Here is a 23,576-nt window from a genome sequence, read left to right as displayed (position 1 = left end):
CCGCCCTACTCCGCCATGACCGACCTCAGATCAAGAGCCACCATCCGCAGCAGATCCTCATCCTTCATCTCGGTCAGATTGATCTCGTCGCCACCAGCCAACAGATCGTCCGACAGCCCCTTCTTCGCCTCGATGAGGGCATCGATCTTTTCCTCCACTGTACCCTGGCAGACGAATTTGTGGACCAGGACGTTGTTCTTCTGGCCGATCCGGAAGGCGCGGTCGGTGGCCTGGTTCTCCACCGCCGGGTTCCACCACCGGTCGAAGTGGACCACGTGAGACGCCGCGGTCAGCGTCAGCCCTGAGCCTCCTGCCTTTAGGGACAGAACGAAGAACGGCACGGTCTCGTCCTCCTGGAAGGTCTGAACCAGTGCCCGACGGTTCTTGACCGGGGTGTCGCCATGCAGAACCAACCCACTCTGGCCGAAGATCCCACTCAAGTACGCGGCCAGCGGCGCCGTCATCTCGCGGAACTGGGTGAAGACCAGCATCTTCTCCTGGCGGGCAGCGACCACCTCGGCAATCTCGCGCAGGCGGGCCCACTTGCCGCTGTCCGCCTCGGCCCACTTGCCATCGTTCAGCCACTGCGAGGGATGATTGCAGATCTGCTTCAGCCGCATCAGCGTCGCCAGCACGATGCCCTTGCGCCGGATCCCGTCGGCATCCTGCAAGGCGTTGGTCAGATCCGTCACCGTCTCGGCATAGAGCGCAGCTTGCTTGCGGCTTAACGGGCACAGCGCCTTGACCTCCGCCTTGTCCGGCAGGTCGGCAATGATGGTTCTGTCAGTCTTCATCCGGCGCAGGATGTAGGGCCGGACCAGATCACGCAGCGGGCCGTACGGGTTGTGCGGCCGCTCGGCCAGGGCCTTGGTGGTGCGGCCGAACTCCTTCGCGCTCCCCAACAGGCCGGGGTTGATGAAGTCGAAGATCGACCACAGGTCGCCGAGGTGGTTTTCCACCGGCGTTCCGGTCAGCGCGATGCGGGCTCCCGCCTGCAGGGCCTTGGCCGCCCGGGTCTGCTTGGCATTGGGGTTCTTGATCGCCTGCGCCTCGTCCAGCACCACGAAGCGCCAGGACGTTTCGCCCAGCACCGGCAGGCGCAGCAGCGAGCCATAGCTCGTGATCACCAGATCCAGGCCCGACAATACCTCCCCCGTCATCTGATTGAGGTCTTCGGCCGATACCGCCGAGGGATGCACGATCTTCGCGTTCAGCCCAGGGGCGAAGCGCTCGATCTCCGCCGCCCAGTTGGCCAGCAGCGATGCCGGCGCCACCAACAGGCTCGGCTTGCGCGCGGCTCCCTTCCGCTTCTGGATCAGCAGCAGCGCCAAAACCTGGATGGTCTTGCCCAGACCCATGTCATCGGCCAGACAGGCACCCAGGCCAAGTCCGCTCAGGAGGTGAAGCCATTCGACACCGGCCTTCTGGTACGGGCGCAAGCGTCCCTTCAGGGCCGGGCCAGGATCAACCCCGGCACCGTCGGGGTTGCGCAGCGCCTTCAGCGTCTGGGTCAGCCACGTTCCGGCCGTGACGTGAGACCAGTCGGCAACCGCGGCGGGCTCGTCGTCCCCGGTGGCCTCAGTGCCGGCCAGCAGGCGCATGGCCTCGGCAAAGGTGAGCCCCTCCTGCTCGGCGAGATCCTGCACCTCCTTGAAGCGGCGCATCGCGCGTTCCAGACGCGGACGATCGACTTCCACCCATTGGCCCCGCAGCAGCGCCAGCGTCTCGGTCCCGGCGAGCAAGGCGGCCATTTCCTTAGCCGTGAGCGGCTCACCCTCCAGGGTCACGTCCATGTGGAAGTCGAGCAGGGCGTCAAGCCCTGTCCCGGAGGGCGGACGGGCGCCAACTGTGGCGGTGACCTGCGGGCGTGACGGGCGGCCCGCGCGCCACTGAGCCGGCAGGCGCACGATCACACCGGCGCTTTCCAGGTCGGGCACGCTGTTCAGGAGCCGTGCGGCCTCGGCGGGACTCCAGCGGAGAGGATGAAAGATTTCTCCGGCATCGATCATGGCCTTGAGCCAACTGACGCGCTCCGCCGCCCGCTGCACCGGCATCAAGAGCGACAGCAGCCTGTCTCGATTGGCGGCGCCGGCGTATTCGTGCAACGCCTGGCCGAGCGGCACATGCTGGGCCCTCGCCTGGGACGACAGACGCGTGGTGTAGGTGGCCAGGAAGGCAAAGGGCCATTCCGGGTCGCGGCGGTTCTCCGCCAGATTGAAGTGGACACGGCCGATCAGATTCCAGGCCGGGTTCAGCGTTTTGAGAAAACCTTGCAGTTCAGTCCCGGATGCTGTGAACAGCCCGGCGAATGCGGTGGACAGATCGTCCCACAGCCCACGCAGGATGTTGACGGTCAGGTATTCCGCCCCCGGCATCATCGGGGCGGTCAGCACGAGTGTGGCGAGTTCGTTCTCGGCCAGCGGGGCAACGGCGGACGGCGTCTCTCCGCCCCCACCCGCGCCATGAAGACAGACTGCCTCAACATAGCGTGCGGCGAAATCGCGCCACCAGATGAAGGCGGGGGGCAAGGACTGACCGATTTCTCCCGCTCCGAGTTGCAATAGCCCATATCCGGTGCCACGGCCAAACGCCTCGGCCAGCCGTGCCGCGACTTTGTCATCCAGGGTGGGCGCGTCGACTGCCTCCTCCAGCCAGAGGTGCCCGCGCGGGGTGAGACGCAACTGCACCCGGGGCATTGTGGCTGAAGGCGCTTCCAAGTGTTTCAATCCGCACTATCCGTTTTACAGAGCCGCAAGACCCACTGAACACGGCTGAGAGCCGTCACGAGGAGCACGCGAATTTGTCGGGCGGAATGGCGCCGATCCGGCCCGGATCGCTGCCATTCCGCCAGATCGGCACCAATGAAAGGGGCATAGCACCATAGCTCACAGGGATGCTGCACAGATTCCGATACTCGTCACACGAGGCGTCATGCTGTCGCGACATGGTCGTCCTGTCCCTGGGCCGATACCTCGGAGGCACATCGCAGGATGCCGCGCCGCCGATCATACAGGTGCATGATGCTAGCTGGTGCCAGCGCGTCCGGCCAGAACGTAAAGCCGGCGTGCTGCTGCAGGAACGGTTCCCGCCCGCAGCCCGGGACCAGGCATTCCCGCTTGCCCTTCGGACACCGCGAGAAGGGGCAGAGCCGGCCTTGATAGGCGTCCGCCTCTCCTTGTAGAATGAAGATCTCGACCTGATGGTGAGCCACCCCGATCTGCTTTTCCTTGAACAGCTGGTGGAGGGCCATGCTGCGGGCCCGGTTGAGCGTCTGGAGCCGGTCCAGGCGATCGAGCCATACTGCTAAGTCGACATCCTTGCATTCGTGCCAGACTGGAACGTCCCAGTCTCGGAACGGCTGAAAGCGCGGCACCTCCCGCCACAGCGGCCGGGCGATCGAGCCGATCAACGCCACCGCCGCGACCTCTGGAACCCCGGAGAGTGCTGCAGTCACGGCATCAGCGGCCAGGCGAAACTGTGCCTGGCGGATCAGCATCTGGCGGTCCTGTGCGGCGATCTCCCGGCGTGTGGGTCGTCTCATCGTCAAACCCGTTCCAAGCGAGCGCCAAAAAGGAGAATGGAGATCAATCCCAGCCAGGTCAAAGATCGAAGTCCTCTGGACACACCAAGGTAAGCGGAGCAGATTTGGGGCGCAAGCTTGAACCGTTGTGCAGAGAAGGTTCGCTACGGAGCGACGCCCGCCCGCGCCATTCCGCTCAACCTGCTTTCCGCTTGGCTAAAATCAACGCCAGGGGATTGGGCCTCGCCTCACCGACCCGATGGAGCGTGTTTCGGTCCTGATGAGCAAAAGGTGTGTCCCGGCCATGCACCAGCAGTTCGGTATCGGTCACATAGCTCCAGCTCCCGTCCGGATGGAAGGTAATCGTGATCTTGTAGGTGTCCGTGCGGAACGCCCGCTCCAGAAAGGTTGTCGAGCAGATGCCGTATCCGGTCTGCCCGCGGGTCGCCGTCACGACGATCTCGTCGGAATCGGGTGTCGTCTGGCCAGCCGCGATGGCGACTTGCCCGCGGGGAATGGCGATGGTCTGCATGACGAGGCCGGTCGCCGGCTCCCAGAGCCAATAGCCGACCTGATCATGGAAGGTGATGTCCTCCTCCTCGGTCGTGATGTGGATGTGGTAGCGCAGGCCGTAGAGCAGCTGCGGCCCGTTGGTCTGCGGATCGATCGCCTGGAAGTCGATGGTCTCGATGAACACGCGCCGCTCCGGACCGTCCGCCTTCGGGTTGAGGTCGACCCCCTTGCGTGCGCGCCAGCGCCCAGCCAGCCGCCGCAGAGGACCCAGATTGTTGAGCGTTTCCGGGTCGACGTCGCTGGGTTCGGTGAAAACGTCTGTGAGGGCAGTCATAGGTGAAGGCGTCATGACGGAACCTTTCTGTTTACAGCGGCCAGCGCAAGAACTGTTCCCATTGACACGCTAAGGTAGAACGAATGAGGAACTTGCACTTATTAGTAAGCGTGGTGTGATGGCCGCTGGCTGGGACAGGATAGTGTCCGTCAATGGCCAAGTGGACACTAAGACCGTGGCGTCCAATTCCATGGAAGCAGTTCATCGATCCTGTTGACTGGATGATCAGCGATGCGCTCGATGACGTCGGCGAGATAGGCTTGCGGGTTGATGCCGTTCATTTTGCAGGTTTCGACGATGGTGTAGATGACCGCTGCGCGATCGCCTCCGGCATCGGACCCGCTGAAGAGATAGTTCTTCCGGCCCAGGGCCAAAGGTCTGATGGCCCGCTCAGCGGCATTGTTGCTCATCTCAAGTCGCCCGTCCGTGGTGTAAACCGTGAGAGCCTTCCAGCGGGATGTCATATAGCGGATCGCCTTGGCCAACTCGCTTTTGCCGCTGATGCGGGCGAGCGTCGTGTCGAGATGGCGCTTCAGGATCTCCAGAAGAGGAACAGACCTGGTCAGGCGCACAGCCAGCCGCGTTTCTGGATCCAAGCCGTTGATCCCAGCTTCAACCGCAAACAGCTCGGAGATCAGGTCCAATGCCCGTTCTGCCGAAGGCGAGCGATTGCGGAGGAACTCGTTGTACAGATCGCGGCGGGCGTGGGACCAACAGGCTACCTGGATCAGGCGCGTCTCGCCGGTGAGTGGATGGCCAGCATAGAGCTTGTCGAAGCCGGCATAGGCATCGGCATGCAAGAAGCCACGGCAAGGCGACAGCAGGTGCTGGGCCCGCTCCCCTTTGCGATCCGCAGAATAGGCATAGAACGCCGCGGGCGGCACGGCCGATCCCCATGGACGTTCATCGCGCACAACCGTCCAAAGCCTGCCGATCTTGGTCTTGCCGCGGCCAGGATCGAGGACCGGAACAGGAGTGTCGTCAGCATGCACCGTTTCGCCGGCACGGGCATGGGTTCCGATCCTGTCACTCAAGACCTGAAGCAGCGCTGCCATCGCCCCGACCCAGCCGGCCAGCGTCGAGCGATCGAGATCGACGCCTTCGCGCGCATAGATGTCACTCTGACGATGCAGGGGAAGATGATCGCAATACTTGGAGACCAGGACATGGGCGAGAAGGCTGGGACCAGGTCGACCGCGCTCGATCGGCAGCGATGGCATCGGCGCCTGAACAATCGTCTCGCAGGTGCGGCAGCTCAACTTCGGACGAAGGTGGACGACCCGCTTGAAGTGCGACGGCACATATTCCAGCACCTCACGTTCATCCGTGCCGATCGTGCTGAAGACGCTTCCGCCGCAATTCGGGCAGGTGCAATCCGGCTTGTGCACGATTGTCTCACACGGCAGATGAGCCGGTAGGGGCTTGCGGCCCAGAGACGACTTTGCCGTCGCGCCAGCCGATGGTGAGGATGCAATGGGCCGCGCTGCCGTCCTCTCGATGTCAGCATGAGCCTCGCACTCTTCTAGATCGGCAATCGCCAGTTCCAATTGCTCGATGAGATGGTCGAGTTTCTCCGAGGAGCGGCCGAAGCGGGCGCGCTTCAGGCTCGCGAGCTGCGCCTTCAGCTTCTCGATATAGAGGTTCTTGGCATAAAGCTCCGCCTGCAACTGCGCGGTCAAGGCGCGCAACGCCTCCAGTTCGGCCAGCACATCGGGAGCAGCAAGAGACATATGTTTCTCTAGCACAAGTGACCCGGTACAGCTACGTTTTTAGATGCAGAAACAGTATGTTATCAGGCCATCGTCGGTTTTGGCGGACGCTCGGGCATCAGCGTGCGCCGCCAATCCATGCCTTCAACGAGAAGAGCAAGTTGTGCCGCCGACATTTGCAGCACGCCATCGACAAGCGACGGCCAGACGAACTTGCCATGTTCCAGTCTCTTGGCAAAAAGGCACAGCCCGGTTCCATCCCAGTACAGAGCTTTCAAATAGTCGCCTCGCTTCCCGCGGAAGAGGAACAGATGGCCGGAATAGGGATCGGCGTTCATCCTGTTGACGACCTCCGCCGACAGACCGTCGAACCCACGGCGCATGTCGACCGGCTGGCAGGCCAGATACACCTTCGTTCCCGCAGCGATCTGGATCATGACTTCGCCCCGAGGGCCGAAAGAACCCGCCGCAGCGCCCGCTCGTTGACAAAGGCGTCAACCCGAACACGCGCACCGTTTGGCAGGTCAATCTCAATCACGCCAGGCCGCGCCTCCAGCATCGGCGTTCGGGTCGGCCTCTCGGCTTTTGGTTGTGCCGAACTCTCCACCGGATTGGCGTCCGGCGGGCGAAGAGCCGGCATTGTGATCGCGGGCCCTTCGTCGTCGCACGTCCCGAAGACCCCAATCGGGATGAACTCATTGTGCGATGAAGCTTCCGGGAGCAGCACCAGAGAAGCTGGACGGGGACCCAGCTTGCCTGCTTCGGCAGACCGGATCCAACCGAAAAGCTGATTGTTGTTGACGCCGCGTCGACGAGCCACCTCCGCGACAGCGTTTCCGGGGAGCCTGGCCTCCTCGACAAGCCGCCACTTCTCCTGCGTTGTCCAACTGCGTCGACGGCGAGGCTCCATCTCTGACATACATGCCGCCTAAGTGTCCGCTTCAATCTTCGTGGACACTTATCTCATCCTGATCGCTGCTTCGGTAGGCGGCCATGACGCCACGCTTACGAATGACCCGCCCAACGGCGTTCGTTATGCCCTTTCAAGTTGCTGCAACAGATGGGGTATTCGGCTTTGCGCCACACCCCGCCGGACTGTCACGAGGTGCTGCGCTTCAGGCTGATGGTACAACGTGGTCTGGGTAGGACCAGCCACAAGCATCAGTGGGAGAAGCGCAGCATGAAGCATTATGCCGGCCTCGATGTCTCGGTCAAAGAGACTTCTTTGTGCATTCTGGACGAGACGGGCAAGGTCTGCCGTGAACTGAAGGTGACCAGCCATCCAGACGACTTGGTTCAGGTGCTCCGGGATCCAGCCTGGCGGCTCGAGCGGGTCGGGCTCGAGGCCGGTCCGCTGTCGCAGTGGCTCTACAGCGGGCTGGCCGCGGCGGGATTGCCGGTCATCTGCATCGAGACACGCCACACCAAGGCGTTCCTGAAGGCGCAGGTGAACAAGACCGACCGCAACGATGCTCGCGGCATTGCTCAGATGATGCGCGTCAACCTGTTCCGATCCGTCCATGTGAAGACGCTGGCGAGCCAGCACCGGCGCGCCCTGCTGACCGCACGCAAGTTGTTGCAGGAGAAAGCCATTGCCATTGAGAACGACATCCGCGGTCTGCTGCGCAACTTTGGGCTCAAGGTCGGGGTCATTGGCAAGGTCAGGTTCGAGGACCGGATCCGCGAGCTCGTGGCCGACCTGCCGGAACTGGCTGAAATCATGGCCTGCCTGCTCGAAGCCCGTCAGAGCTTGCGGGAGCGCTTTGCCACTCTTCACCGCAAAGTGTTGGCGACCGTCCGGGATGATGACGTCTGCCGGCGCTTGATGACCATTCCCGGTGTCGGTCCCGTGGTGTCGCTCGCCTTTCGCGCCACGATCGACATTCCGGCGCGGTTCAAGAATTCCAAGGCGGTTGGCCCCGCTCTCGGGCTCACGCCGGTTCTCAACCAGTCCGGCGAGAGCAACCGGATCGGACGTGTCTCGCTGTGCGGCGACGCTATGATGCGAGCGCTGCTCTATGAGGCGGCCCAGGTGCTGCTGACCCGGGTGCAGAAATGGTCCTGGCTGAAGGCCTGGGCCATGACCGTGGCCCGCCGGCGCGGCCTGCAAAAGGCCATCGTGGCTCTGGCGCGGCGCTTGGCGGTGATCATGCACCGCCTCTGGAGCGATGGCGCTGAGTTCCGCTGGACGAAGGAGAGTGTCTTGGCAGCCGCCTGATCACTCACCGCAACAACCTATCACGAGAACAGAAGGATCGACGAGTTCCGCCAGCCGGTGGAGAGACGTCCCTCGCGGGACGATGGATGAGGTGAGTTCGCGTGGGCACTTGTCTCGGTCGCGCCTGGCGCGATCAGAACGCGCAACAGATTGGGCTGCCTCGTTCTTCTGATCCCATACTGGGAGAGCCCGAGAGCTGATCCCGAAGAGAAGCAAGACCCGCGAGTGACATCAGACATCGGAGCGGTAAAACAGCCTAAAAGCGCTTGACCTCAAACCGCCGAATAGAGAAGTGCCCGCCGTGAGGCTTCAAGAGTGACCGTAATCCAGTTCGGCAGACGTCAGCCAGAGCCTCCACCCTCCCGCAATAGAGTTTCACCCCACAAGCAACAGCCGCAGTATAAGGCTCCCCCACGCCGCAATCGAAGGAAGCGTTTGCGTTCCTTTGTTACAATGATGGTCGGAGGTTTCGTTGTGGCAGGCTTCGTCGGCCTTGAGGTCGGGCCGCCGCTTGTCGGTTGCAGCGTAAAGGCCAACATCAGCTTCAACTCCGGCGAGAAGATCTATCACGTGCCCGGACAGAAATATTACTGGCAGACGAGAATCAACTGGCTCAAGGGCGAACGATGGTTCTGCTCTGAGATTGCAGCCCGTCAGGCGGGGTGGCGTAAGTCAGGGGTCTGACGTCCCTCCCCGCTTCTCTTCCTGATCTAGCACGAGAGTGATATTGATCCCGCCAGCAGTGGGGGAACGATGCAAGACAACCGAGTGCCTTGCTATTCAGTCAAGGTCGAGATCCCGACTGAGCTCGGCCACCCAGCCGTTTCCTACTTTCTGGTTCGGGTCGACTCTCAGGCGGCGGCAATCCAAGCCGTTGAGGAGATATTGCCGGGCACCTGGGGGGCCGTCGAAGCCACTCTGACTGCTATTCGGAAAGAGACGGTTGAGGCGCTCGATCTGCGGCGCGGCATACCCCGTCAGATTTGAGCCCCCCTGCTCCTGCCTCTCTTCCAGAGGAGGAAGGTAGAGCTTGACAGGAACCTAAGAAATCGGCTACCGCAATATATAGATGCCGAAGTTTTGAGAGCATCGATTCGCCCCGCCACGTGCGGGGTTTGTAGTATCTAGACCCTAAACTATCGTTTCAGCAAAGCCGCTCCACCTCGGGGCGGCTTTTTTCATTTCAGGATGACAAATGAAGCCGTCCAAGCACGTTGATTTCCTGAACGCCCTTGCTCGCCTGATCAACAGTGCAGCAAACCTTATTCGGGCACTCCATCAGTCGGGGCTCCTCAATTACGAAAGCCTCTCGTCATTTTTCGACAGCATCAACTTCTGATGCCCTACTCCCGCGATGCTTCCGTTTCTGTGGACTGCGGGGATAAGACGCCCTCACCTATAGCTTGGTCCTCTCCGAGCTCACCGGCCAACCCGTCAGCACCTGGTCCGAGGAATGCCGGATTGAGATTGAGGCTAATTATCCTACGCTAGAGCATCGGACGGAAAAGTGGATCCGGTTTTCCGTTCTGACCGATGCTCTCATTCAAGAAGAATGCATCGGATGGATCCCAAAAGTGCAAGTCCACTTTTGGGTCCGATGCTTTAGTGACCTAACTATACCCATAAGGGTTAGTCCCTAAGGGGTATCACATGGTTATCTTGGTTATATCGAGCGCATTCATCGGTGGAGCGATTACCATCGCTCTCCTTTGGCCGTATGGGATAGATTTAGCCTTGTTCGCAGCTCCGTTTGGCGGGAGCCTCCTCACACTTGCGGTTGCTCTTCTAGTGCTCGCCTGGGACGCTATGAAGCGTCGGCGCTCGCAGGACAATCAGACTTTTCATATGAAAGAGCCCCGCCAGCCCTGAGGCCAGCAGGGCGATCTGACAACCAAGGGATGCGCCGCATCTCCTGGGAGGGCACGACATAGAGTCGGTAAGCTTGGCGGCAAGGGTCGCCGATGCGACCCTCCGAAAGCGTGACACCTTGTATCGGAACCATCCTCTAGCTTGGCTGTTCCCCATACCCCGATCTAGGTTTGCCCCATAGTATCGGTAACTCAGCGCTCTCCTTCGGGGGGGCGCATTCTTTTTTTCGCTAAGCGCCGGCCGACCGCATCGTTCATGCATAATCAAGGCACCATGGATCCAACTCTTATCGAACGGAGTAGCTCGTCGGGGCTAAGGAGGAGTATTCCTAAATAGGATATACTGCCTCGTGAACATAGGAGACTTGCATGACCCGAGAGCAAGTCGAGCACGTCGCGCGAGCGTTCTACGAGGTGGAATTCTCGCTCCCATGGAATGAGGCCGGAGAAGCGACCCAAAACCGCTTCAGAGGTCTCGCTCGCACGGCAATTGCCAGACTGGACCAGCAGATCGTGCAGTATCGCCGGTCAGTCGCCCAGCCAGCCGCATGACGTGCTACCGCACCATGTGTCGCGCTTTCACGGCTCGTCCCTTGTCGCAGGTTTACCTTATAGCGAGGATAAGAGTGTATCGGTCCTGGCCTGCCCCATGTGGGTGATCCGGATGTGATGTTAATTCAGCGTTGGTCTGGGCGCCAGCTTGGAAGCCGGTAGCAAGATCTCTGGTGCGGGCGGCCGGTAGCCCGAGGATGAGTGCGGGCGCACCGTGTTGTAATGCCGGCGCCAATTTTCGATCACCACCTTTGCCTCCTCCAAGGTGTAGAAGATCTCTCCTTTCAGCAGTTCATCGCGGAGCTTGGAGTTGAAGCTCTCGCAATAGCCGTTCTCCCACGGGCTGCCCGGCTCGATGTAGGCTGTCTTGGCGCCCACAGCCGTGATCCACTCGCGCACGGCTTTAGCGACGAATTCGCTGCCGTTGTCGGAACGAATATGGCCTGGAACACCGCGCAGGATGAACAGGTCCGAGAGCACGTCGATCACATCGACGGCTTTCAGCTTCCGGTTCACCCCGATGGTCCGGCACTCGCGCGTGAATTCGTCGATGATGTTGAGCATGCGGAACTTGCGCCCGTCATGGGTGCGATCCTCAACAAAGTCATACGACCAGACATGATTAGGATACTCGGGCCGCAAGCGGATGCAGGATCCGTCGTTGAGCCAGAGCCGTCCTTTCTTCGGTTGCTTTTGCGGCACTTCGAGCCCCTCCCGCCGCCAGATCCGCTCGACCCGCTTCTTGTTCACGAGCCAGCCGGCGTCCCGCAGCAGAGCCGCGATCCGACGGCAGCCGTAACGGCCGTGCTGGGTGGCCAGTGCGATGATGTCGGCCTTCAAAGCCGCCTCATCCTCGGGCTGATTGGGACCCTTGCACTGGGTGGAGCGGTGCTGTCCCAGAACCCGGCAGGCCAGACGCTCTGAGACGCCAAACTTGCTCGTCACGTGATCCACACAGGCGTGCCGGCGGGCGGGGCTTAGCTCGCACGATCTTCAAGCTAACTCCGCCTATCTCAGCCGCTTGGGTGCGCGAGCCGTCCTCGTAGATCACCGCCAGGGCCAGCAAACGGCGGGTCTGCGGGGCATTCTTGGCTCCGGCGGGCCAGTTGGCGCAGGCGGACCGCATTGTAACTAGTCGGCCCTAAATAACCCTGTACCGCCCGCAGTTTTTGAGACACCGGATTGAAGCCTACGCGGCGAGGGCCGCGGATGGAAGCAGGTTGTGCCGGACGGCTTTCGGCGTCTGAAATCCGTGCCGGGCTATCAGCCAGGTGGAGTTGTAGCTCTCCCGGAAAGCCAACAGCGCCTGGCGCAACTCCTCGATGGTCTCGAATTGACGCACCCACAGCAGGTTCTCCTTGAGGGTGCGGATGAACCGTTCTGCACAGCCATTCCCTTCAGGAGCCCGCACGAAGGCCGGCGAACTCGCGATCCCAAGGAACCGCAACTCGTCCTGGAATGCTCGCGACATGTATTGGCTGCCATGGTCGCGCCGGACCGACAGGCCTGCAGCAATCCCTTTGCTAAAGCCGCCAAAGTGCTCGCGTACGCCCTGGCGCAGCGGCTCGAGAGCCTCAAAGCGGGGGGCTTGGCGACTGGCATGAATGCCCACGCACTCGGCACTGTGATGATCCACCGCCACGAACACGGCAGCTTGCCCTTCGGCCGTCCAGCCGGTTGTCATATCCGTGCCCCACAGGGTGTCGATGGTCTCCGGAATGATCGTGCCGTCGTGGTTGCGCGGCCCACGCGGCGCCCCCATCCGGGACGGCGCCAGCAGGTCGTGCTCGCGCATCAGCCGCAACACCCGGCGGAGCGAGGTGCGGATGCCCTTCAGGCGCAGGCGGGCCCAAACTTTCCGATGGCCTTCGCCATGGAACGGACTGGCGGCCAGGACGGCACGGATCTCAGTGGTGAGCACTGGATCGGACAGCGGTCCGACCGGGCCGCGGCGCCGCCGGTCCGTCTGCGGGTTGCGATGGCGGTAGACGCTCGCCCGGGCCACGCGCCAGATCCGGCAGACACGGGCCAAGCCATAGGGCTGGCCGCTGCTCGGCGAGAGGGCCCGGCTCATCGCCTCGACCTCCTCTGAGCTAAAGGGCGGCCGCCCTCCAGAAGGGCAATCTTGGCCTCCAGCAGCTCACGCTCCAGCAGCATCTCGCCGAGCCGGGCCTTGAGCCGCTCAGTCTCCAGCGCCTCGCCGGTGGCCGGCCGGGTGGCGAGACTGGCCTCGCCGGCAGCCAGGAAAGCATCGCGCCAGCCGCTCCGCGTGGCGGCCGTCACGCCCAGGGAGCGGGAGACCGTGTCCAGATCCTCACCGCGCAGCAGCCGCAGAACCGCCTCGCGTTTGCGATGGCGCGACATGCGCCCACCGCGGCCCGGACCGGCCGCATCCTTCATCGTCTCTGTCATCATCATCACCCTTCTGCGGATCCCGTCCGCTTATAGGGTGTCTCAGGAAACTGTGAGGCGGAGGAAGTCGACGCTCCGGTAACGGATTGGTCTGCCGAGGCGGAGAAGGCAGCGCGGGAGGCCCTATAGCCGCCTAGTTTGGCACAGATGCGAAGGACGGAAGCCCAAACAGCCTTAGAGCACCGGAACGAGCTGCAAACTATTGGCAACGAATTCAGGGCCTTTCGGGTCATACGCCAAGCGATCAGCGCACAACCCCACGCTGAGCGATCTCTGACAATGGTCAACCGGATGAAATTGGAGCTGAAGGCCCGCCTCGGTAGGCTGATCAAGTAACCCTTGTTCTGATTGCTAAGAATTAGCAGCCCCTCTCCTGCAAGCTGCTTTGACCGCCTTCAGGCTTCCATCTTCGCGCCACTCTCAGGGGTTACACTTCAGAGACGTGAGCTTCCCCGAGGCATCATCTTGAGATAGTATCGCGGCTCCGCAAGCATTCGTGTGATTCAGCATGCTGGTTTGGGGCAGCAAATGCAAAATGACCGGCTCGAATTTCTCGACAATCTGCGCGGGATTGCGGCTCTCTACGTGCTTCTTTTCCACGTCTATCGGGTGTCGACGCCGAACCTAGCGCCCCCTCCGGCGTTCGCGCCCTTGATTGAGTTCGGGTATTCAGGAGTGTGGCTGTTCTTTGTAATCAGCGCATTTTCCTTGAGCCTGACGATGCCGCGTCATATCGCAACTGGCATGCCTTTGGTGAGCTTCGCAACCAGCCGCTTCTTCCGGATTGCGCCCCTTTTCTATACAGTAATCATCTACTCCACTTTACACTATTGCATAACAAGGTGGAGTGCGCCCGACTGGGGGCTAATCGCTGGGTCCGTTTCGTTTCTCTTCAATCTCGTTCCGAAATGGAGCCGGAGCGCCGTTGCAGGAGGGTGGGCGGTTGGCGTGGAGATGATATTCTATGCCATCTTTCCCCTGCTGTACTTCTTCGCCAAGGGCATCAAGGCACGCCTCATAATCTTCTTTGTGGGGCTCGTTATCTACTACATCTTTGCCAATCACTTTTCATGGTTGGTTTCTAACCCGCGTTTGTGGGCGCAATTTGATGCTGGCTCGATAGTGCGCTTCTTCCCCTCATTCACGTTGGGCTTGCTTGCCTTCGAAGCCTATGTCGCACTCAAGGTGAACCCGCGGGCCAAACTTTTCGGCTCAGCAGCTCTTGCTGCAGGCCTGCTCCTGTTCTTATGGCAAGTATCCAGGAGCCTGGGATGGGGCATCTTTCATCGAGTCCATGTCGACACCATCGCCTACGCCTTGATCTTACTGAGCGCCGCTTTGTGCCAGCCTCGCGTTCTGGCATCCCGTATTCTGTCGTACTATGGGCGGATCAGTTATTCTGTGTACCTTTGGCACATCCCGCTGATTGTACTGAGTGGCCCAGTACTGCAGCGCGTGTATGCCAGCGATGGTCCTCAATGGCTCCGTTTCGCTGCCGTCTCAGCAATCGTGCTTGGCTTAGCTACCATCATCGCCCACGTCAGCTATCACGGGATCGAGCGCCCGTCCGTGGAGTACGGCAAACGTCTCGTCAAGAAGCTCTCAGAGGCACAACGTCAAACCGAATAAAGTAGCCCCCGAATTGACCGGACACAATCTCCCACCTCGCTAAGAGACAGGAGTAGTGTTAGGCCCATGATTGGTTCATCCTCGAAGTTAGAGCATCGGACGCTCAAACGGACACACATCCAGATGCCCCAAAGAAATTCCAACATTCTTGCGGCTCAGACAAATCGCAGATATCGCAGAGGACGTGCCAGAGCGCATCAAAGGTTAGGACTTTGGTCTTGCCGCCTGACGAGTGCCTTCCGATCGATGCATTGTGTGCTATACCAGTTACCGTAAAAAATCCGTTTGAATGGTGCGCTCGGGACTATGCTCGTGCCGGACCAGGCGCTCATGCCCATCCGGGAACTTCGGATCGCGAATGCTAAGTAGTCGGCCCCGAATAATGCGTCGGCACGAAGCTGGCGTTGGTTTCAGGCGGCTTGAGAAGTATCCGGTTGCGCGGATGAGATGATCAGAGCTGCCATGAGCCAGGCCACAAAAAGCCTGAGCCAGTTCAGGATCAGCCGCAGATTGTGCCCGGCGGCCACCAGCAGCGCATTGATGGCGTCGCCGGCGGCTCCGAGCAGGTGATTGCGTCCCAGTCGCCCGTCCGCCTTCATGTGCCCAATCATCGGCTCGATCGCCGATCGTCGCCTGAGTTCCCGTCGGATCGTCGGTGTGAGTCCCCGCCGCTGTCGCGTGATGAACACCCGATCCGTCTTGGCGTAGTCATGCCCGCGATAGCCCTGGTCGACATAAGCCCGCTCCGGCTCGACGCCTGTCAGCGCGATGACCTGGCCGATGGTGGCGTCCAACGTATGGCCGTCATAAGGATTGCCCTCCGGCGCCTTGGAGGCGAGCACGAAGCCTTCCCGGTTGGTCACCGCCAGTGCGACCTTGGAGCCAAACTCGTACGGGCGATGCGCCTTGCCCTTGGCGATGCACACCACCTCGGGCGCATGCAGGCTATAGAGCTTGTTCTTGCTCGTGCGCTCCTGCACCAGCAGGCGCTCCACGAGGCCGAGCAGAGGAGCAAACCGGCGTGAGAGAACCTCATCACCGGCGACTTTGCGGGTGACATCGCGGTACACGCGTCCGAGATAGATCTTCAGCCGCTTCAGTTCGCGGCGCATGCGCCGCATCTGACGGGCATGGGCGTAGCGGCCGACCTGCACGGCCGCGCGTTTGGCCAGACGGGTGTGGGCCTGGCGCAGCTCGAGGCCATGCCGCTTGGCCTGCCGCACCAGAGCCTGCAGCGCCTTGAGATAGAGCTTGGCGTCGGTGGGATAAGTGATGGCTTTGGGCTGCACGGTGGTGTCGACGCTGATCCGCTCCAGGCTCGAGGGCCGCACCGCGCCGCTGTCCAGCCCGGCCTGGATGGTGGCCGCCAGCAGGCTCTCGAGTCCGTCGGGGCCGAGCCGCTTGCGCCAGCGCGTCAGCGAACTGGGATCGCACGGCAGCTGATGCTGGAAGTACTCACAGCCACAGAACCACTGGTAATACGGGTTCTCGATCCAGCGCTGCACCACCGCCTCATCGGACAGGTTGAAGGTGTGCTGGAGATACGACAGCCCGACCATCAGGCGCGTGGGTTTGGCGGGCCGCCCCAGGGGCCGATAGAAGCGGCCGAACTCCTCATCAAATCTGTCCCAGTCGATCAAAGCAGCCAGGCGGAACAACGCGTGGCGGGGATCGAGGATCTGGTCGAGGCGGCTGCGGTAGAGATCGCCGGAGCTCGGCATTGTCGGCTTGGGTCCCATGGCAAAACACCAGGTTTGAGCGGGTCCGTCCCCAGATGCTGGCATTCTACAATGCTTCGTGACAACGAAGAATCCTTCTGCCTCAATCAGTTGTGGGTTATTCAGGGCCGACGACTTAGTGATAAAACACCGGCTCGGAGAATATCCTGCGAGGGGTCGTCAACTGCATCTGGCTGACACAGGCGCAAAACGTTGGCAGTGTCGTTCGTGGCGCATCGCTCTCTCGACGAGGTTCTAGCAGACTCGTCACCCGTCTCAATACACCGCCCTTCCAACACCGTCATCACTCAGCTTCTGAAATCACTCGCGCTGAGTAAGGCCCGTGGTTTGGAAGAGATAGTAACTGGTAAATCGCACCCCTGCCTGTGCCGCCCGGCTGAAGAAACCGAGCGGTGTCGCGTCGGCAGGGCGAAGCACCTGATCAAACGCCCAATCGTTCGAGTTAATGAAGCTAGGTACAGGACAATGCTCAGGCACAGCGCAGATGATTTTGGGGAGGTGCCGGTTTCTGAATAGATTGTAGGTGTAGTCCCGTGTTACTGGTGCGGCAGGAGTCACGTGGTGAGCAGACATCATGGGGCCTCTCCCCTAAAGCCAGCGTTTGAGAGTTATTGATTTTCTATGCCCGGTACATTGTGCATAAGGGCGCTGCCATCGCGCAGTACTCCTCGAGAGTCTTCGTGAATGGACTGTAGCGGGATTTGCGGAGGCTCTAAATCCTGACAGGATAGAGCCATGACGAGGAGAACACCACCGTAGTCACCAGAGATGACGAACCTCTGCGGTGATCGGCCCTTGTGACAGACCATGCTCCTCACACCAGGCCTGGAGCGTTTCCGCCGCTGCTGCACCGGTCAGCCGGCTGCTGAGGTCATGAATCAGGGCATGGGGCATGGGGTGGAGTGTCATGACGGTTGCGGCGCTTCCGCACTCATCCTCGCCTGGTGGCCGATCACATGCGGGTCCAACTCGAGCTCGCGATCGTCCAGAGCTTTCGGCGGCGGAATCAGGAGAACATTGTTGATCAGGCGCGTAGGCCCGCCATAGGCGGCCACGCAAAGAGCGGTCGGTTTCTCGGCCAAGCCCTGGATAGCGCACACGGTCCTGGCATCCTGCAGCTCGAGATACTGCAGCTGGTCGACCTCGGTCATCTGCGATCGGGCAACTGCGATCAGCCTGTCGCTGACGCACTCGCCCTCCCCGTACGCAGTTTCCGCGGCGAGCAGGCTGCGGTCGAGGCAGAGCGCTCTCGTACGATCGGTCGGGCCGAGGTTGCTGTTGCACCTGATGAGTGCCAAACAGTCGGACTCGCGCACCGTCGGAACCGTGACAACCTCGATGGGAAGATTGAGATCCCGCACCATCTGCCGGATCACGGCGCATTGCTGGAGGTCCCTCTGGCCGAGGAAGCTAGCGCTGAAGAGTCTTGCTGCACCCATGGTTGGTCCCTATCCGCGCAACATGATCCGATTTCTCAGTGATGCGATTGCCGAAAACAGAACAGCGCCACTGATCGCTCCGAACAGTGATGCTCCAACAACATGCGTGTAGACATTCTCCGGGATCTGCATCGAGAAAGAGGAATAGATCTGATGGACAACGCTCAGTGCAAAACCGGTCAGCCCGCCATAGCGCAAGCTGGCTGAAATGCTCGACGTCAGCGTCGGCCTAAGAGGCTTTACCATGGGCGGCAGCCGTCCGATCGGCCTCCTGTGCGTCTGACACTAACAGTCGGGGCCTCACTCGACTGTGCCGCGACGTGAGAACCGGCGACGCAGTAAATTGGATGACCCAGTGAGGCTCGATCGACACCTCCACAGCAGTCTTTGGATTGTGCTGCAAGCGCTGAGCCTTGTCGTGCATAGTAACGATGCCGAATGAAGAGAGCTTCACGCTCTCACCGTCCTCCAGCGCCGCGGAAATTGTCTTGAAGACCTGCTCAACCAGATCTGCGGCGTCGTCCTTTGTGACGTTGCCCTGCTGGTACATGGCTGCTGTTAAATGGGCGTGGGTTACGCGCTTGCCTATCATCAGCACTCTCCTACTGGGGTTGGAAGGGGGGGCGTCCGTTACCAGAGCCCAACTTTAGGAGGAGCGACATCCTCCGAGGAGCGCAATCACAGAGTAAACGGGAATCGCGCAAATCTCTTACCATTTTATGTCAGCATTTGAACACTCGTCATGTGAAGGTAGCTGATTTCGGCTTTTTACCTATCAAGCGCAAGATCCGTGCCAGAAGGCAACAGTTTAGGTCACACAAAGCGCATTGTTCTCATCTTGCCCCCACACGTTACCCGAGGTACCTTTCTTGACCACTCGGAATTCTTGGCGACTGTTGCGAACCTCGCTAACGTTGAGCTTCAGTGGGCTGTTGCAGCTAGAAAACCGGCGCCGGATATACAGTATCGCGCCTCGGAAGCTAGTAATGCTGAAATTGAAGAAGACGATGTAGAGCGACCGTGGTGTCATTAGTTCAAGGGCGACATAGGAAGATTTCATGGAAAGAAGAGCTGGCTCGGGAAATTTGAACAGCGGGATAAGTGGAGTTTCTGCCTGACTGTAGCCAAAATGGCTGCCAGACAGGAGAGACCATGAGCAAGCGACCCCGCCGGAACCACTCTCCGGCTTTCAAAGCGAAGGTGGCCCTTGCCGCCGTGAAGGGTGAGAAGACCCTGGCCGAGCTGGCCCAGCAGACCGTATGTTCGTTGCCGGCGGAGGTGGCTCGTCCACACTATGCGATGAGCGAGGGTTGCGCCGGATGGGCCGGCGTCGAGCCTCCCGCGCAGGGGACGAGCCATGCAGCAGAAGAGCAAGGTGTTTGTCGGTCTGGATACCTCGAAACTGAAGATCTCCGTCGCCGTGGCCGAGGACGGCCGCCAGGGCGAGATCCGTTTTCTCGGTGAGATCGACAACACCCCGGAGGCCGTGCGGCGTCTGGTGAACAAGCTGGCGAGCCGGCACAGCGAGTTACTGTTCTGTTATGAGGCCGGTCCAACCGGCTATGGCCTGCAGCGCCAGATCTCCGCGCTCGGCCATGACTGCGCGGTCATCGCCACCTCACTGATCCCCAAGCGCCCGGGCGAGCGCGTGAAGACCAATCGCCGCGATGCCCTGAGCCTGGCCCGGCTGCATCGGGCCGGGGAGCTGACCGCCATCTGGGTGCCGGATCCAGGCCATGAGGCGGTGCGCGAGCTGGTGCGGGCGCGCGAGGCGGCCATGGAGGATCTGCGCGAGAAGCGCCAGTACCTGCAATCCTTCCTCTTGCGCCATGGGCGGATCTTCTCCGGCCGCAAGCCGTGGACCCGGGCGCATGCGCGCTGGCTGGCCGAACTCATCTTTGAGCATCCGGCTCAGTACTTGGTCTTGGGCGAATACCGGCAGGCGATTGCGGATGCCGAGGCCCGCTTGGAACGACTGACCCAGCAAGTCGCTGAGGTGGTCTCGACATGGTCGATGGCACCCGTGGTCGAGGCTTATCAGGCCCTGCGCGGGGTGGCGCTGCTCACCGCAGTGACCTTCGTGGCCGAGATCGGCGATGTGCGCCGCTTCGAGAGCCCGCGCCAGCTCATGGCCTTTCTGGGTCTGGTGCCATGCGAAAGCTCGACCGGCGAGCGGGTCCGACGGGGCAGCATCACCAAGGCTGGCAATACAAGGGTCCGTCGGGTTCTGATCGAGGGCGCCTGGACCTATCGCTTTCCGGCCCGGATGAGCCGCGTGCTGCAGGAACGCCAGGAGGGCTTGCCGGCAATCGTGCGGGCGATTGCCTGGAAGGCGCAGCTGCGGCTGTGCGCGCGCTATCGCCGGCTGATGGCGGCCGGCAAGCGCCAGACTGTGGTAGTCACCGCCATCGCGCGGGAGATGGCGGCGTTCCTGTGGGCGATCGGCCGCGAGATCCAACCCCGTTCGGCCGCCTGAAGGCGCACAAGGACAAGATCTCACGAAGAACCGGATCACGTTCGACTGACATCTGTGATTGCGCAGCACCGGAGGCAGAGCCTCGGTGGGGAATCCTCGTACGAATTGTGTGGCCGATGGGACATCATTGACGCCCGCCAGCAGATCGAGGCAGCCCCGGACGAACACACGGAAATGCGGTGACCAACCCGCGCATCAGAGTCTGCTCGACCGTCGTCTTGACGGCTCTGTCTCCGGCCCTGCGCAATTACTCCATCCTGCCACGTCCGGCTCCCGTCTTGGGATCGTACTCCCACGTCCAAGCTCATTGACAACGAACATCAGAGTTCGATGTTCATCCCAACCAGATCACCCAGTGGAAGGCGCAGTTGCTCGAGGGAGCCGCCGGCGTGTTCGGGCCCGAGCCCAAGGCCGGAACGGGCACGCCGCCGCTGGATGTAAAAACCTTGCACGCCAAGATCGGCGAGCTGACCCTGGCCAACGATTTTTTGGAAAGCGCGCTCGGCAAAGCCGGAGTGTGGCCGAGCGCAAAGCGATGATCGACCGCGCGCATGCCCTGCCGCTTAGTCGGCAGGCTGCGGCGCTCGGGATCAGCCGGGGCTGCCTCTATTATCGACCGCAGCCTGCCTCGGCGGCCGATCTGGCCCTCATGCGGCGGATGGGCGAGTTGCACCTGGAGTATCCCTTTGCGGTCAGCCGGATGCTGCGCGACCTGCTGCTGGCGGAGGGCTTCACAGTCGGACGCCCGCATGTTTCCACGTTGATGAAGCGGATGGGCATTGAGGCGCTCTATCGCAAGCCAAACACCTCCAAGCCGGCACCAGGGCACACGGTCTATCCCTATCTCCTGCGCAAGCTGTCGGTGACGGGGGCCAACCAAGTCTGGGCCATGGACATCACCTACATCCCCATGGCTCGCGGGTTTGTCTATCTCGCGGCAATGGTCGACTGGTTCAGCCGGCGGGTTCTGGCCTGGCGGCTGTCGATCACTCTGGAGGCCGCCTTCTGCATCGAAGCCGTGGAGGAGGCGCTTGCCCGGTATGGGCGGCCGGAGATCTTCAACACCGATCAGGGGCGCCAGTTTACGTCGATGGCCTTCACGGATGTCCTGCTCAAGAACGAGATCGCAATCAGCATGGACGGTAAGGGCGCCTGGCGCGACAACGTCTTTGTCGAGCGGCTCTGGCGCAGCGTCAAATACGAGGAGGTGTATCTGAGGGCCTATGACAGCGTGTCCGAGGCCCGCGCCTCAATCGGCCGCTATCTGACTTTTTACAACAGCCGGAGGCCTCATTCATCCCTTGACCGCAAGACACCCGATCAGGCTTACTTCGACCCGCTGCCGCAGCTTGCGGCGGCCTGACCCCGGCAGACGCTCCACTTATCCAGCCGAAAACGCTGTTCAAACAAACCAAGCCACCTCAGTCTTCTAAGGCGCTTGAGCGCCGCTGGCCCGCGATTTGCCTCTCTTGTTGAGTAAGCGACTCGGCCTGCTGAATACCGCCAGGTCCTAAAGGTTCAAGATGCAAGAGGACACAAAACGTGGATAGCGGCAGCAGTGGCGGAACGTTGGCGTGGCACCAGCCGATAAGTGGTTTCTCGGCGGATCTGTCCGTCCTCGGGATCGCATTGGTTTGGGGTGCAAGCTATCCAGTGGCGAAAGGTGCGCTCGTTTTTGCACCTGTTCTCGTCCTCATCTTTTACCGGTTCCTGATCACTGCAGTCGCCATGTCCTTTGTCGCACACAAGGAAATTGCCGCAACCTTCGTGGGGATTGTGCGCGCGGCGTTGTACTGGGGGCTATCCTGTTTGCGATTCTCTTAGCAGAGACCTATCGCGTGTCCTCAACGAACGCCTCAAATACCGCGCTGATCATCTCATTGTGCGTTGTTTTCACGCCCATCTTTGACTATGGACTCTCAAGAAAGTTGCCGCCGATTGGCGTTCTGGCCGGCGCCGGATGCTCTTGCTTAGGTGTCGCCACCTTGATGGGAGGAACGACCGCTTTCACCTTCGGGGATCTTCTTGTTCTGAGCGCCGCCGTATTGCGGGCTATTTTGGTGGTCACGACGAAGCGGCTGATGGCCGGTCGCCCTGTATCGTCAGCCGCCTTGACGACCCTTCAAGCCTCCACTGTCGCCATCCTTACGGTTACGCTCTTCCTGCTGCAGAGTGGCGCTTCCGAATAGGCGGTCAAAGGCGGTGGTCAGTTCTGGGCATCCGTCGCCTTCCTCTCACTCCTTTGCACAATTGCGGCCTTCTATGTTCAGAACGCTGCCATTCGGGGCAGCACGCCGACCCGCGTTGGCCTGCTGATGGGTACCGAGCCGCTCTTTGGCCTCCTATTCGCTGCCGTTATTGTGTCTTAACCGCTGACACTTCCCAGCCTCTGCGGGGCCGCCCTCATAATCGTCGTAACCACCGCCGGTACTATCTTTGAGAGGAAGATGGGATCATGAACACTCCAGCGTCACCCATAAATCGGCTGATTGGTCGCATTGAAAGCTTTGAAGATATCGTGACCTTTAGCGATCACTCTAAACCGGTCGTGACAATGTTCAGTGGCGGCTTGGATAGCACTTACCTGCTTTTCAGACTTCAGGAACTCGGCTTTCAGAATATCGATGCCGTTGCGGTCGGCGCGGGCGAGCCCATCGACCAGCCACTGCTGGAGCAGACCGCCGCAAGGTTCGGCGCCCGTTTTATCTGCCTTGATGGCCGGGGGGCTTTCATCGAAAGGGGCGTCAAGCCGGCCATTCGGGCCCATGCCAAGTATCTCGGCAATTACCCGCTGAGCAGTTCGTTGAGCAGGCCGGTAATCGCGAGTATAGTTGCCGATCATGCGGCGACCATTGGATCGGAGCTGCTCCTTCATACGGCAAACCTGTCGCAAAATAGCCTGCCGCGCCTCAACAACAGTATCAAGCGACACGGCTTTTCCGGTCTTTTCGGCAGCCCCTATGTTCAGTCCGTTGTCTCGAGGCAACAAAAGGCTGCGGCCCTTGCCAGTATCGGGCTCACTTTCCTGACGGATCGCAATGTGCTCGTCCGCTTCAGCACCTCAGACAGGGTCGGCATGCGAGCGCCTTTGGTGCGCGGCCGGCCCGCCGTCCCCGGCCGGCGCCATGGGGCCGGCTCGTAGAGAGCCGCATCGAGCCGCAGCCGCG

21 protein-coding genes and 3 pseudogenes are annotated in these 23,576 nt (G+C 61.0%); 12 read left to right on the top strand and 12 right to left on the bottom strand.

Annotated elements, in window-relative coordinates:
- Positions 1-5: 5 nt before the first annotated feature.
- The 6 genes from NF876_RS23765 to tnpA form a co-directional block, all read right to left on the bottom strand.
- On the bottom strand, positions 6-2,696 hold the full coding sequence (locus tag NF876_RS23765) for a DEAD/DEAH box helicase (protein WP_262270957.1): 2,691 nt from the start codon (positions 2,694-2,696) through the stop codon (positions 6-8).
- Positions 2,697-2,929: 233 nt separating this feature from the next.
- Positions 2,930-3,541 (bottom strand): hypothetical protein, encoded by a 612-nt coding sequence (locus NF876_RS23760; protein WP_210806405.1) that lies wholly within the window; start codon positions 3,539-3,541, stop codon positions 2,930-2,932.
- Between the two features lie 175 nt (positions 3,542-3,716).
- Entirely contained in the window at positions 3,717-4,382 is a 666-nt protein-coding gene (locus tag NF876_RS23755) for an FABP family protein (protein ID WP_210806407.1), read from the bottom strand.
- Between the two features lie 152 nt (positions 4,383-4,534).
- Entirely contained in the window at positions 4,535-6,097 is a 1,563-nt protein-coding gene (tnpC, locus tag NF876_RS23750; RefSeq protein ID WP_210806410.1) for an IS66 family transposase, read from the bottom strand.
- A 62-nt stretch (positions 6,098-6,159) separates the two neighbouring features.
- The gene (tnpB, locus tag NF876_RS23745; protein WP_210806412.1) at positions 6,160-6,513 is read right to left on the bottom strand and encodes an IS66 family insertion sequence element accessory protein TnpB; all 354 of its coding nucleotides are present in this window, start codon (positions 6,511-6,513) and stop codon (positions 6,160-6,162) included.
- A complete protein-coding gene (tnpA, locus tag NF876_RS23740; protein WP_247654251.1) occupies positions 6,510-6,986 on the bottom strand; it encodes an IS66-like element accessory protein TnpA in 477 nt (158 codons plus the stop codon). Before tnpA ends, tnpB begins: the two co-directional genes overlap by 4 nt.
- A gap of 270 nt (positions 6,987-7,256) precedes the next feature.
- Between tnpA and NF876_RS23735 the strand changes: the two genes are divergently transcribed.
- The 4 genes from NF876_RS23735 (at position 7,257) to NF876_RS23720 (ending at position 10,714) form a co-directional block, all read left to right on the top strand.
- The gene (locus NF876_RS23735) at positions 7,257-8,294 is read left to right on the top strand and encodes an IS110 family RNA-guided transposase (RefSeq protein WP_262270956.1); all 1,038 of its coding nucleotides are present in this window, start codon (positions 7,257-7,259) and stop codon (positions 8,292-8,294) included.
- Between the two features lie 474 nt (positions 8,295-8,768).
- Positions 8,769-8,978, top strand: a complete 210-nt coding sequence (locus tag NF876_RS23730) for a sunset domain-containing protein (protein WP_262266473.1) — start codon at positions 8,769-8,771, stop codon at positions 8,976-8,978.
- Positions 8,979-9,489: 511 nt separating this feature from the next.
- Complete coding sequence (locus NF876_RS23725) at positions 9,490-9,633, top strand: hypothetical protein (protein ID WP_210806420.1); 144 nt, start codon at positions 9,490-9,492, stop codon at positions 9,631-9,633.
- An 898-nt stretch (positions 9,634-10,531) separates the two neighbouring features.
- The gene (locus tag NF876_RS23720) at positions 10,532-10,714 is read left to right on the top strand and encodes a hypothetical protein (protein WP_210806422.1); all 183 of its coding nucleotides are present in this window, start codon (positions 10,532-10,534) and stop codon (positions 10,712-10,714) included.
- 120 nt (positions 10,715-10,834) lie between these two features.
- Here the strand turns inward: NF876_RS23720 and NF876_RS23715 are convergent.
- Together NF876_RS23715 and NF876_RS23705 are read right to left on the bottom strand one after the other, a co-directional pair.
- Positions 10,835-11,695, bottom strand: a pseudogene (locus NF876_RS23715) (IS3 family transposase); the annotation flags it as partial.
- Between the two features lie 208 nt (positions 11,696-11,903).
- A pseudogene (locus NF876_RS23705) lies at positions 11,904-13,132 on the bottom strand (IS3 family transposase).
- 522 nt (positions 13,133-13,654) lie between these two features.
- Between NF876_RS23705 and NF876_RS23700 the strand changes: the two are divergent.
- A complete protein-coding gene (locus NF876_RS23700) occupies positions 13,655-14,755 on the top strand; it encodes an acyltransferase family protein (protein ID WP_262270955.1) in 1,101 nt (366 codons plus the stop codon).
- 410 nt (positions 14,756-15,165) lie between these two features.
- On the opposite strand, the gene NF876_RS23695 is transcribed toward NF876_RS23700, so the two are convergent.
- The 4 genes from NF876_RS23695 to NF876_RS23680 all read right to left on the bottom strand — a co-directional run bounded on the left by NF876_RS23695 (position 15,166) and on the right by NF876_RS23680 (position 18,525).
- Positions 15,166-16,494 carry an IS5 family transposase gene (locus NF876_RS23695; RefSeq protein ID WP_262270954.1) on the bottom strand — a complete coding sequence of 443 codons (1,329 nt, stop codon included), beginning with the start codon at positions 16,492-16,494 and terminating at the stop codon, positions 15,166-15,168.
- A 905-nt stretch (positions 16,495-17,399) separates the two neighbouring features.
- Positions 17,400-17,933 (bottom strand): pantoate--beta-alanine ligase, encoded by a 534-nt coding sequence (locus NF876_RS23690; RefSeq protein ID WP_114949004.1) that lies wholly within the window; start codon positions 17,931-17,933, stop codon positions 17,400-17,402.
- 9 nt (positions 17,934-17,942) lie between these two features.
- On the bottom strand, positions 17,943-18,179 hold the full coding sequence (locus NF876_RS23685; RefSeq protein WP_262270953.1) for a hypothetical protein: 237 nt from the start codon (positions 18,177-18,179) through the stop codon (positions 17,943-17,945).
- On the bottom strand, positions 18,163-18,525 hold the full coding sequence (locus tag NF876_RS23680) for an HU family DNA-binding protein (RefSeq protein WP_114949005.1): 363 nt from the start codon (positions 18,523-18,525) through the stop codon (positions 18,163-18,165). Before NF876_RS23680 ends, NF876_RS23685 begins: the two co-directional genes overlap by 17 nt.
- Positions 18,526-19,085: 560 nt before the next feature.
- On the opposite strand from NF876_RS23680, the pseudogene NF876_RS43920 reads away from it, so the two are divergent.
- The 7 genes and pseudogenes from NF876_RS43920 to NF876_RS23650 form a co-directional block, all read left to right on the top strand.
- Positions 19,086-19,187, top strand: a pseudogene (locus NF876_RS43920) (transposase); the annotation flags it as partial.
- A 103-nt stretch (positions 19,188-19,290) separates the two neighbouring features.
- A complete protein-coding gene (locus NF876_RS23675) occupies positions 19,291-20,409 on the top strand; it encodes an IS110 family RNA-guided transposase (RefSeq protein ID WP_262270952.1) in 1,119 nt (372 codons plus the stop codon).
- A gap of 85 nt (positions 20,410-20,494) precedes the next feature.
- Entirely contained in the window at positions 20,495-21,772 is a 1,278-nt protein-coding gene (locus NF876_RS23670; protein ID WP_315975066.1) for an IS3 family transposase, read from the top strand.
- 179 nt (positions 21,773-21,951) lie between these two features.
- Positions 21,952-22,233, top strand: a complete 282-nt coding sequence (locus NF876_RS23665; protein WP_247654113.1) for a hypothetical protein — start codon at positions 21,952-21,954, stop codon at positions 22,231-22,233.
- Positions 22,234-22,247: 14 nt separating this feature from the next.
- On the top strand, positions 22,248-22,598 hold the full coding sequence (locus NF876_RS23660; protein ID WP_262266510.1) for a DMT family transporter: 351 nt from the start codon (positions 22,248-22,250) through the stop codon (positions 22,596-22,598).
- Positions 22,599-22,658: 60 nt separating this feature from the next.
- Entirely contained in the window at positions 22,659-22,778 is a 120-nt protein-coding gene (locus NF876_RS23655; RefSeq protein WP_262270960.1) for a hypothetical protein, read from the top strand.
- 86 nt (positions 22,779-22,864) lie between these two features.
- On the top strand, positions 22,865-23,551 hold the full coding sequence (locus NF876_RS23650) for an argininosuccinate synthase domain-containing protein (RefSeq protein ID WP_262270950.1): 687 nt from the start codon (positions 22,865-22,867) through the stop codon (positions 23,549-23,551).
- The last annotated feature ends 25 nt before the right edge of the window (positions 23,552-23,576 follow it).

This window comes from Microvirga yunnanensis, from assembly GCF_025460875.1.
The sequence above is the reverse complement of the archived record's forward strand: the minus strand, read 5'-3'. Positions and strand labels throughout refer to the sequence as shown.